Source organism: Alphaproteobacteria bacterium (genome assembly GCA_016699305.1).
Lineage (GTDB): Bacteria > Pseudomonadota > Alphaproteobacteria.
This window is the reverse complement of the sequence record CP064970.1, coordinates 233,334-244,742: the sequence shown is the minus strand read 5'-3', so window position 1 is coordinate 244,742 and position 11,409 is coordinate 233,334. Positions and strand designations below refer to the sequence as shown.

Sequence of the window (11,409 nt, the reverse complement as noted above, 5' to 3'; positions counted from 1 at the left end):
GACAGAATCAACCTTGGTTGTCTTCGTCAGACTCGTCGTCATTCAGACCAACGGGCTTACCTACGATGGGAGCGGCACCGGCGGGCGGGGCGACACCGGCAGCAGGAGGCGGAACCTCACGCTGGGCGCGGGCGATGCTGGGGGCCAGGTCTTGCAGCTCGATAAAGTTGTCGGCCTGACGACGCAGTTCATCGGCCACCATCGGCGGCGAGGTGCGGATGGTGCTGACCACGCTGACGCGACGGCCACGGCGTTGCAACGCCTCGACCAAACGGCGGAAGTCGCCATCGCCCGAGAACAACAAGAAATGATCGACATGGTCGGCCATTTCCATGGCGTCCACGGTCAGCTCGATATCCATATTGCCTTTGACGCGACGACGGCCAAGGCTGTCGGTGTATTCGCGCGCGGGCTTGGTGACCATCGTGAAGCCGTTGTAATCCAGCCAGTCGATCAAGGGCCGAATGGGCGAGTAGTCCTGATCCTCGATGAAGGCGGTGTAGTAGAAGGCGCGCACAAGGCGGCCACGGCTGGAGAAGACGTCCAAGAGCTTCTTATAGTCGATATCAAACCCCAGGCCTTTAGAAGCCGAATAGAGGTTCGAACCGTCTATGAAAATGGCAATCCTCTCTTCACGATAGAAGATCATCCCTGAAACCTTTCCTTGTTGTTTTTCGGTTTACAGATCAAGAAGGGCAAAAACTTACGGAATTTACCCTTCTTGCTCCGCACTTTTGTACGTCCAATTTTTACGTCTGTCACCCTATGAATTGTATTCATAGGCAGAACGAAGCAAAAGTGAAACGTACGCCACTATTCGATGGTACGGGCCATCTTGTTCCAAACGCGGCCGATCCACGAATCCTTTTTGTCTTCAGGCTTCAAACCACGACTGTCCAATAGCCCAAAGCTGTCCTGATACCAAGTGCTGCCTGGGAAGTTATGTCCCAGAACCGCCGCCGTGGCCTGGGCTTCGTCGGTCAGGCCCAGCAACAAATACACCTCAACCAAACGGTGCAGGGCCTCGGGAACATGGCTGGTGGTCTGGAAAACTTCAACCACACGGCGGAATCGCCCCAGCGCGGCCGAGGGGATTTTCTGTCCCAGATAGTAACGCCCGACTTCCATCTCACGACCAGCGAGATGGTCATTGGCCAAGTCCATTTTCAACCGCGCATCGCGTGCATATTCGGTGTCGGGGGCGCGACGCACCACCTCGTCTAGCGCGGTCAGAGCCTTTTCCGTAAATCCTTGGTCGCGGCGCACATCGGGAATGCGCTCGTAAAAACACAAGGCCCGCAGATAATAGGCATAGGCGATGGAAGAATGCCCCGGATGCGTTTGGATGAAGCGGTCCAGCGCGTCCACGGACTTGTCATATTCCATGGCCTGATACTGCATGAATGCCGTCATGACCTGGGCGCGGGGCGACCATTGGGAATAGGGATGTTGGCGTTCGACTTCGCTAAACAAACGGGCCGCTTCTTTATAATCGCCGCTTTCCATGTCGGCCACGGCCTCGGCATAGAGACGCTCAGGCGGCTTTTCGACATAGGGTTCCTCTTTGTCGGAAGAGCAAGCGCCAGCCAGCAGAATCACGCCCACCACAAGGGCGCGAGTGATCCAATCATGAAAGCGTCTCATGCATGCGCCCCTTTCCTGGGGATAAAGAAACGGACGAACTTGATCAAACGGGGCATCAGCATCGGCCTTTGCAAGCGCGGATCATAGGGCGACAAACGCTTGTCGTTTTCCGCCACACAGACATCCAGAAACTCGCGCAAGCTGATATCGACCGAAAGATTCTGGCCGCCACTGACGACAAAATTGTCGTTGCCTTGATTGTTCTTGCCGCCGCCCAATCCACCGGCCAAGCTGACGCGCCCCACCGCATTGACCAACAGGGCCGCCAGGCACCGTGCGCGGAAAAATACGCGCTTATGCCATGGCAGGCTGGCGGCACGCCATGAAACCCAGTTGACGAAGAACAGGATATGACGGCCTTCCTCGCGGATCACCGGCTCGAACACTTCGACCAATTCGGTTGGAAAAAATCCGGAACGCCGCGCCAGTTCGAACAAGCCAAACGCAAAGAAGCTGTCAAAGCATTCGCCATAGCCGGTACGCATGAACGCCCATTCGGCATCGCCATCCGTCACATAATCCGGCCCTTCCCTGAGCGGGATATTATAAAAGATCAGCATATGCTCCAGCACCTGCTTATGCCGCGATTCCTCGAAGGCATTCAGGCTGACGGCTTCTTTGAGTAGCGGATCGCTGAGGGCCTCGGCATAAGCCTTGACCCGGGCCGAGGCGAATCCTTCGGTCTCGACCGCCACATCCCAAAATGGCAGTGCCGTCAAACGCGCCAAAGCATCGTCATCCAGATTCGGCCAAGCGATCACCGCCGGTCGATATGGATCGAACGTATCCAGCAACATTCGACAGAACAGCGTTTTATGCTCTTCTGAGCCTACCGCAAGTGATTGACTCATTAGGTAACTTTCCTTCTTTTGCGTCACCGGTGGACGACATCCCGACATCTGGCACGAAGACAGTCTGACAGTTAGGCCGGGCATTTACCTTCCGTCAACACTCCTGTGCTGGCATAGGGTTCAAGGAAGGGGATAACCCAGATCATGAACATAACGCAACCAAGCAACAGTCCTAAATTGAGTTCAACTCCAACGTCTGCAAAGGACAACTCCTCACACACGCCGCATATCCTGATTATCGAAGACAATGAACTGAACTTAAAACTTTTCAATGATCTGCTAGAGGCCCACGGCTACGGCACTTTACACACGCGCAGTGGCATGGAAGGCATTAGGCTCGCCCGTCGTCATCATCCCGATTTGATCCTGATGGATATTCAACTGCCAGAAGTATCGGGGCTTGAGCTTATCGGCATGATCAAGGCCGATGCCAGCATCAAGCACATTCCCGTCATCACCGTTACGGCCTTCGCCATGAAAGGCGACGAGGAACGCGCCCGCAGTGCCGGATGCGATGGATATATGTCCAAACCCATATCCATTAAGCATTTTATTGGAACGATTGATGAGTTCCTCGGCCAAAAGCGTCCGCAACCGATTTAAGCCGCATCCCCCACACCCTCCACGGCCAACAGCGTCGATTGCAAGACAGGCCCCAGCTGATAGCGACCGGGCAAGTCGATCTCGGCTTGCGCGCCGTCATCTAGGGTGATGAGCAAGCTTAGCTTCCCTCGGCCAGGTTTGGCATGAGTCTTAAGGGCCTGAGCCAAACACGCGGCGGCGGCGGGTGTCAGCAGTCGCAGACACATATCCTCACCCAGCCGCGCGGCGGCTTGGTCGAGTAACTCGATGGATTGGGCGGTCAGGCGTCTTCCCGCGCCGCCTTCGCCGCCTTCGGGGGAGGCTTGGACCTCGACCGATAATAGCAAAGGTGTTCCCGCCTCCAACCAATCGCGCGTGGAGGACAAAACCTCAGAAAACACCGTGACCTCGAACAATCCCGTCGCGTCCGACAATTGGACAAAGGCAAACCGATTGCCCGAACGCGCGGTGCGCTCGCGCTTACCCACCACGATCCCCGCCATGCGGCAGACGCTGGGCGGATGACGCGCCGCCGTCAGGCTGGCCGCATCCAGAACCTTCAGTCGCCGCAACGACGAGCGATAGGCGTCCAAAGGATGCGAGGACAAATAAAAGCCTACAGCATCGAATTCATGCTGCAAGGCCGACAAAGAGTCCCAAGCCGAAGCGGGCGGCAAGCTGAGCTTATCGCCCCCTTGGTCGTCATCGCCGAACAAATTGCCCTGGCCGCTGGCGCGATCCTGGGCGCTGCGATTGGCAAAATTCAAAATGCGATCCAATCCCGCGATCACCTGCGCGCGATTCCGATGCAACCCATCCAAGGCGCCCGACCGAGTCAGAGAATCCAGCATCTTGCTGTTCACGCTGTGCGCATCGATGCGCTTGGCGAAATCCGCCAATGTGTGATAGGTCCCGCCTTTGTCGCGTTCGCCCACCAAGCTTTGCATGGCGGTCGCGCCCACGCCCTTGATCGCCGCCAGGGCATAACGAATCGCCTGTCGCCCCTGCCCGTCCGTTTCAACGGTAAAGGTGACGCCCGAAGCGTTGATATCCGGCGGCAATAGGGGAATATGCAAACGGCCCAGTTCCTGCCGCAACACGCTCAGACGATCCGTGTTGCCCATGTCATAGGTCATGGTGGCGGCCATGAATTCGACCGGATAATTGGCCTTAAGCCACGCCGTGTGCCAAGCGATCAAGGCATAAGCGGCGGCATGGGCCTTGTTAAATCCATAACCCGCGAACTTGTCCATCAGCTCGAAGATGCTTTCTGCTTGGGCGCGATCCACCCCGCGCTCGACCGCGCCTTCCACAAAGCGCGCGCGTTGGGCCTGCATTTCAGATGCAATTTTCTTGCCCATAGCGCGGCGCAGCAAATCGGCCTCGCCCAGCGAATAACCGGACAAGACCTGCGCGATCTGCATCACCTGCTCTTGATAGACCGGGATGCCGTATGTCTCCAGCAACACCGGCTCTAACAGAGGATGCGGGTAATGGGGCGGCTCCTCGCCCATCTTGACCTTGATGTATTTGGGGATGTTGTCCATCGGTCCGGGGCGATATAAGGCCACCAAGGCAATGATGTCCTCGAACCGATTGGGACGCAGACGGCGCAGCACGTCGCGCATTCCAGCGCTTTCCAACTGAAACACGCCGGTCGTGTCGCCGCAGGACATCATGGTGAAAGATTTTTCGTCTTCGAATGGTATCTGCTCAAGCGTCAGGTTCACGCCGCGCTGACGCAGCAAAGCCAACGTCTTTTGAATAACCGTCAGAGTCTTAAGGCCTAGAAAGTCAAACTTCACCAGCCCGGCCAGCTCGACATATTTCATGTTGAACTGCGTGACCGGCAACACGGCGCGCGGGTCGCGATACAGCGGCACCAGCTGCTCCAATGGCCTATCGCCGATCACCAACCCGGCCGCATGGGTCGAAGCGTGTCGGTACAGGCCTTCCAATTGCTGGGCAATCTCGAACAAACGCGCCACGGTGGAATCGGTGCGCTTCATTTCCTGCAAAACGGAATCATTGGCCAGAACATCGACCAATTTGGGCGGATCGGCGGGGTTGTTGGGCACCTGCTTGCAGATTTTATCCACCTGGCCGTAAGGCATCTGCAACACGCGCCCCACATCGCGCAGCACGGCCCGCGCCTGTAACTTTCCAAAAGTGATGATCTGGGCCACGCGCTCGGCCCCATAACGTTCTTGCACATAGCGGATCACTTCGTCGCGCCGCTCTTGGCAGAAGTCTACGTCGAAATCAGGCATCGACACACGTTCGGGATTCAAGAAGCGTTCGAACAGCAAACCAAAACGCAAGGGATCAAGATCGGTGATCAACAGCGACCATGCCACCACCGACGCCGCGCCCGAACCGCGCCCCGGACCCACGGGGATGCCCTGATTTTTCGCCCAGCGGATAAAGTCGGAGACGATCAAGAAATATCCGGCAAAGCCCATGCGGATGATCACGCCCAGCTCGAATTCCAACCTGTCGCGGTAAGGCTGTAAGTCTGTTCCCGCCGGCAATGCGGCCAAACGCACATCCAATCCTTCATGCGCCTGGCGGCGCAGCTCGTCTTCCTCGTTCAAGCCTTCGGAATTCGGGAAGGGCGGCAGAATGGGCGCGCGCTTGCGCGGCATAAAGGCGCAACGTCGCGCCACCACCAAAGTGTTGTCGCAGGCATCGGGAAGATCGGTGAACAAGTCGCGCATTTCCTGTGCGCTCTTGAACCCATGATCCGGCGTCAAGCGCGGCCTGTCCTTCTCGCTGACATAACGGCCTTGGGCGATGCACAACAAAGCGTCATGCGCCTCGTACATATCCGGCGCGCTGAAATGGCAATCATTGGTCGCGAGCAGGGGCAAGCCCCGTTGATCCGCCTGGGCCACCAACCAAGCTTCGTGCCGCGCTTCGCGCTGGCCGATGGGACTGGATATGTCGTGGCGTTGTAGTTCGACATACAGCCTGTCCAGGAATATCCGGGTCAATCGGCTTAATACGGCCTCGGCTGCGTCGGATCGATTTTGGTCCAGGTGATGCGCCAGCGGCCCATCCGGCCCTCCGGTCATGGCCAAGACGCCTTCGCTGGCATCGGCCAGCATGTCCAAAGTCACATGAGGCAAGGCATCGTCGCCATGCTCCAAATATCCCTGGCTGACCAAATGCAGTAGATTTTTATAGCCCGTCTCGTTCTGCGCCAATACCGGCAAATAGGCATAGGTACCGCCTTGCCCGGGTTTCCCGCCGCCCGATGCAAGCGCCCCGCGCGAAGAGGTCAGATCATCCATGTCTATGCGCAGTAGGCAGCCGATGATGGGTTGCACGCCCGAATCCGCCGCCGCCATGGAAAATTCCAGCGCGCCGAACATGTTCATGCTGTCCGTCACGGCCACCGCAGGCATCCCTGCAGCCTTGGTCAATTTGACCAAGGCCTTGGGAGTCATCGCACCCTCGGCCAAGGAATAGGCCGAACGCACGCGCAGATGGATAAAGTCAGGCTCAGACAAGCGTTACACGCCTTTTGGCATGAAGGTCATTGGGGCATCACGGTCCTAGACTGCCACAGAGTGATGGGCTGTGCCAACGGAAGGGACGGTTCCGCCGCCGTTCCTGCCTCAAGCCGACGTGCCGCCGCCTCGGAACACAGGAACTGCATGAATCGCAACGATGGACCTGTATCGGATGTATTCGGACAATAAGCGACATGAACAACACCCCATTTATCTTGCGAGCTAAAGGGATGGTGCGTGGCATGGGTTGGTTGATTCTCACAAGATGTCGAAGCGTTCAAAACAAAGTGACGCTTGATCTGGTCCGGCGCTAGTTCCTGATAACCCACCACATATAGGGCATCAGGATTCAACAGAATTGGCTGAGCATCCACCATCACATGAGACTGGATGAACCGACTGGTAGACGCGGCGTGGGCGGCGGAGACATCATCGCTTCTTTGGTTTTTTCTCTCTGGCTCATCAGGCATATCATTCTCTGTCGATACCAACAGGAATCCAAGATGATCAGAAAGACATTTCCCCAATTGCGAGGCTTGATTGCCGGGTGCCTTTTGCATAATTCGGAAAGCCATCACATGCGATCCTGAATCGGCATATTGTTGAATGCCGGGGGTAGTCAGACGTTCCTGCGCTAGATTTCTCATGATACTCTTCCTTCAATGTGTTGTTACGAACGTAACCTTCACCAACAACAACCAACGCTCCACCTAGTTACCTAGAAGATTTTATTCCAACGTCGATGCTGTTCCGTCCGGCCATGAGAGCGATATCACCGCTCCAGGAAGGAACCTGTCACGGAACCTTGCCGACAATGAGGCAAGATAAGGTGCATCCTCAGTATCGTGTGCAGATTCATCTCAGACTCGATTCTTATCATCGTTAATATGCGTTGCATTTTAGCCATCTGATCTTGAAAAAATGTCGCAAAAAATGATGAAACCGTTGTCTTGCCTTGCCATAGTCCTGACAAAATTGTTAGATGAAAGGATGCAGACATGCACATGGTGGCTTTATCGTTCCGTTGCTTTTCGACAGTCTCGATCTAAAGAGGCGGTTCTTAGCTGCGTAGGTGGCTTTATCTGCCATCTTATGTTGTTGATGTACCGCATTGTGTTGCCGCGGCGTTCTGCACCTTTCATCTCATCACACTCAGAGCGAGGACAGTCATGACGACCATGCAAGAGCCGCTGGCAAGCCAGCGCATCGCCATTTTATTGGCCAATGGATTTGACGAACGTCAACTGACGGGAATCCAACGCGCCCTGGTGCGCGCGGGCGCACGGGCACGAACGGTCTCGCCCGAGCAAGGCTTGGTGAATGGTTGGCATGGCATCACATGGGGCCACTGTTTTGCCGTAGATCTGCTGCTCAGCGAAACCTTGGGTTCGGATTTTGATATGCTGTTGATCCCGGGCGGCACGCGCAGCATCGCTCGTCTGATGCAAACCCCGCACACACGCCGCTTTCTGGGCCATTTTATCGATGCGGGCAAACCGATTTCCGTGGTGGGTGAAGCCACGCATCTTTTTGCAGGCCTTAGCCAGGCGCGCGGCTTACGCCTGAGCGCGCCGGAAACCCAACATGCCCCGCTGCAGGAGTCTGGCATTGTGATCGTGGCCGAGGATATCTGCCAGGATGGCGCCGTGCTCAGCGGCAATGGCGCGCAGGTAGACGCCTGGGTGGATGCCACATTGGCGTTGTTCACCGACATCGCCACCACGCCCCAGGAACTGCCCATCAGTGAAGCGGCCTAAGACAAAAAAACTTCATCGCATGTGAATGAACAGATGTTGACCCTGACCCGACCATGGGTTAGAAGAGAGACCGTCGCTTTGGATGCGGGCGTAGCTCAGGGGTAGAGCACAACCTTGCCAAGGTTGGGGTCGAGGGTTCGAATCCCTTCGCCCGCTCCATTTCGACAAACAACCGGCCCGGGCTTAAATGCTACGGGCCGTTTTTTTTGGCCAATATTCCTCGACTCATCGGATATGTTCCTGTATTGTTCTTCTCTATAAGAAGGAGGGCATGGATGGACATGGATCGGCCCGAGGAATTGCGGTGGCTGTTTCTGGATTTGAACAGCTATTTTGCCAGCGTCGAGCAGCAAGAGGATTCCCGTCTGCGCGGCCGACCGGTGATCGTGATCCCCGCCCCTACCGACAGCACCTGCGTCATTGCCGCCAGTTACGAAGCCAAGGCCTATGGCATCAAAACGGGCACACCCGTGTGGGAAGCTAAGCGTCTGTGTCCGGGCGTGATCTTGCGTCCCGCACGGCACCAAATCTATGTCGCTTATCATCACCGCATAGTCGAAGAAGTAAACCGGCATATTCCGGTGGATCATGTGGCCTCGATTGACGAAATGGCCTGTGCCCTGCTGGGGCCTGAACGCGCGCCGGATCAGGCTGTGCGGATTGCGCATCACATCAAGAACGGCTTACGCGAAAATCTGGGACCGTGCATCCGGGCTTCCATTGGCATCGCATCGAATGTCTTTCTGGCCAAGGTCGGCACTGAGATCGAAAAGCCCGATGGTCTTGTGACGTTGCATCCGGGCGACCTGCCCGGCCGCCTGCTGGAACTGAGATTGAACGACCTGCCCGGAATCGGACGGCGCATGCATGATCGGCTGAACCAGGCAGGAATCGAAACCATGGCTCAGCTTTGGACGGCATCGGCACTGACCTTGCACAGCCTATGGGGCAGCGCGGTGGGGCGCGATTTTTGGTATGCCCTGCACGGCTACGATCTGCGCCACGGCCCCGGCGGCGCACGGGGCAGCATCAGCCACAGCCGCGTGCTGGGGCCGCCCGAGAGACCGATGGAGATCGCGCGACTGGTGGCCCGTCGCCTGACCGTCAAGGCCGCAGGTCGCCTACGCCGCCTGGGCTATCGCGCATCGTTTCTGCACATGGGCGCGCGGCTTGTCGATGGCAGACGCTGGCGCGCCGAGGCCGCCACCCACAACGCCGCCGACAATCTGACTTTTCTGCAAGCCTTGGAAGATATGTGGCAAGCCATGTCCGGCCATTTCGGCCATTCCCCGCTGCGCAAAGTCAGCGTGGTGCTGTTGGGGTTGCAACCGGCCAACCACGCGATTCCCGACCTATTGGCCGATATCGACCCGGTATGCTTGCGCCGCCGGCGCGCCGAGCGTTTGTCGCAGATCATGGACCAACTGAATCGCCGCTTTGGCCAGGACACCGTGACTCTCGGCCCCAGTTTGCGCCACCCCGCCTATGAAGGCACCAAAATCGCCTTTACCCGCATTCCGGATCAGGCGGAATTTTGGGAGTAAGACCGGAGGAAACCTAATCCCCCGTCTGTATCCTTTCCACCAACTGCCCGACTGTGGGAACGAAGCCGTTCGAGTAGAAAGGATCGCTGCCAAAGCGATAGGCGTTGTGACCGGCGAACATCAATTGGTTCTCGACATCGCCGCCATGAGAGATGTTCTGCAACGTCTTTTGGATACAGAACGAGCGGGGATCGGGTTTGCGGCCCGTGGTGCCGGACTCGGCTTGCGACCAGTTCGAGAAATGGCAGGCCGATAGGCACCCCATACATGCCGTTTGATCGCCCATAATCTGCTGCGCCTGAGTGGGCGTCACGAAGATCAAGGTGCTGTCCGGTGTACGCATGGCGCGGGTAAAGCCTTGACCAATCCAAGCATCCGCGCGGGCCCTATCAGGGCGCGTCACAAACACGGGATGGCTGCGCGCGCCGGTGCTGAACTCGCAATCATGCGCGCCCACGGATTCCAGCGTATAGGCGATCTGACGTTCGGAACGCTGCTGCAGGTCTTTCAAAAACTCGTTGCGCACCGCCGAGGAATAGAACCCCGTGGGTGAGAAGTGATTCAGATAGACATCGCCTTCCTTCAAGGTCAGCAAGCGTTGCTTCCAAGCGTCCGAGATCGGGCTTTCGCGCGTCAGCAAGGGGCGTGTGCCGAACTGAAAAGCGACCGGCCCCAATTCGGGATTATCAAGCCATTCTTCCCATTCGCGCAAACACCACACGCCGCCGGCCATGATGATCGGCGTCTCTCCCAGACCGAATTCGCGCATCATAGCCCGCAAGGCGCGCACGCGCGGCAAGGGGTCTTCGGGCAATTCGGGGTTTTCGCTGTTGGATAGGCCGTTATGCCCGCCCGCGCGCCAGGGGTCTTCATAAACCACCGCGCCCAAAAGGTCCTGGAACTTGTGATAGGCGCGCAGCCATAAGGCGCGAAAAGCCCGAGCCGAGGACACGATGGGATAATAGAACACGCCATGTTGAGCGCAGATTTCCGCCACGCGATACGGCATGCCCGCACCGCAGGTCACGCCGTGGATCATGCCGCGCGCATTATCCAAAACCTGGCGCAAGATGCGCTCGGCACCGCCCATTTCCCACAGGATGTTCATATGGATACGGCCCCGGCCATTGGCCAATTCCCAAGCGCGCGTGGCCTGGGCCAAAGCGCCTTTGACGGAAAAGGCCAACAGCTCCTCATGCCGCTCGGCGCGGGTGCGTCCGTTGTATATTTGAGGAATCAGGCCGCCCTGTTCGTCAAAGCTGTCGGCATTGACGCCCGAGAACGTCCCCACGCCCCCAGCCGCCGCCCATGCGCCCGAGCTTTCCCCATTGGACACAGAGATGCCTTTGCCGCCTTCAACCAGCGGCAAGACCTCGGCACCTGACAAGCGCAGCGGCCTCAATGATATCACCTGGGCTTCCCCCTCATCCCTGTTTCGTTCTGTCTGCCAAAATCTTTACAGGAAAAAGCCGGGGCAAGCTAGAAGGAAGGCTTAAGACGGTGAATTCCAGCGCAA

The 11,409-nt window shown here is 57.4% G+C and carries 9 protein-coding genes and 1 tRNA gene; 4 read left to right on the top strand and 6 right to left on the bottom strand.

Annotated features, from left to right (window positions below; genetic code table 11):
* Positions 1–7 precede the first annotated feature (7 nt).
* From IPI58_01205 to IPI58_01195, 3 genes are all read right to left on the bottom strand, one after another.
* Positions 8–649 carry an NYN domain-containing protein gene (locus IPI58_01205; GenBank protein QQR69333.1) on the bottom strand — a complete coding sequence of 214 codons (642 nt, stop codon included), beginning with the start codon at positions 647–649 and terminating at the stop codon, positions 8–10.
* Between the two features lie 164 nt (positions 650–813).
* Positions 814–1,644 (bottom strand): outer membrane protein assembly factor BamD, encoded by an 831-nt coding sequence (locus tag IPI58_01200; GenBank protein QQR69332.1) that lies wholly within the window; start codon positions 1,642–1,644, stop codon positions 814–816.
* Positions 1,641–2,495, bottom strand: a complete 855-nt coding sequence (locus IPI58_01195; protein QQR69331.1) for a ferritin-like domain-containing protein — start codon at positions 2,493–2,495, stop codon at positions 1,641–1,643. The genes IPI58_01200 and IPI58_01195 overlap by 4 nt, the downstream gene beginning before the upstream one ends.
* A gap of 144 nt (positions 2,496–2,639) precedes the next feature.
* Here IPI58_01195 and IPI58_01190 point away from each other — a divergent pair, with 144 nt between their 5' ends.
* Complete coding sequence (locus tag IPI58_01190; protein ID QQR69330.1) at positions 2,640–3,098, top strand: response regulator; 459 nt, start codon at positions 2,640–2,642, stop codon at positions 3,096–3,098.
* Here the strand turns inward: IPI58_01190 and dnaE are convergent.
* Positions 3,095–6,589: a DNA polymerase III subunit alpha gene (gene dnaE / locus IPI58_01185; GenBank protein ID QQR69329.1), complete on the bottom strand. Its 3,495-nt coding sequence runs from the start codon at positions 6,587–6,589 to the stop codon at positions 3,095–3,097. The genes IPI58_01190 and dnaE overlap by 4 nt on opposite strands.
* A 26-nt stretch (positions 6,590–6,615) precedes the next feature.
* Positions 6,616–7,239 (bottom strand): hypothetical protein, encoded by a 624-nt coding sequence (locus IPI58_01180; protein QQR69328.1) that lies wholly within the window; start codon positions 7,237–7,239, stop codon positions 6,616–6,618.
* A 522-nt stretch (positions 7,240–7,761) separates the two neighbouring features.
* On the opposite strand from IPI58_01180, the gene IPI58_01175 reads away from it, so the two are divergent.
* The 3 genes from IPI58_01175 to IPI58_01165 all read left to right on the top strand — a co-directional run bounded on the left by IPI58_01175 (position 7,762) and on the right by IPI58_01165 (position 9,893).
* Positions 7,762–8,349 (top strand): DJ-1/PfpI family protein, encoded by a 588-nt coding sequence (locus tag IPI58_01175; GenBank protein QQR69327.1) that lies wholly within the window; start codon positions 7,762–7,764, stop codon positions 8,347–8,349.
* 84 nt (positions 8,350–8,433) lie between these two features.
* A tRNA-Gly gene (locus IPI58_01170) sits at positions 8,434–8,508 on the top strand.
* 116 nt (positions 8,509–8,624) lie between these two features.
* On the top strand, positions 8,625–9,893 hold the full coding sequence (locus tag IPI58_01165; protein QQR69326.1) for an impB/mucB/samB family protein: 1,269 nt from the start codon (positions 8,625–8,627) through the stop codon (positions 9,891–9,893).
* Positions 9,894–9,906: 13 nt separating this feature from the next.
* Here IPI58_01165 and IPI58_01160 read toward each other — a convergent pair whose 3' ends face one another.
* On the bottom strand, positions 9,907–11,304 hold the full coding sequence (locus tag IPI58_01160) for a nitronate monooxygenase (GenBank protein ID QQR69325.1): 1,398 nt from the start codon (positions 11,302–11,304) through the stop codon (positions 9,907–9,909).
* Positions 11,305–11,409: the final 105 nt, after the last annotated feature.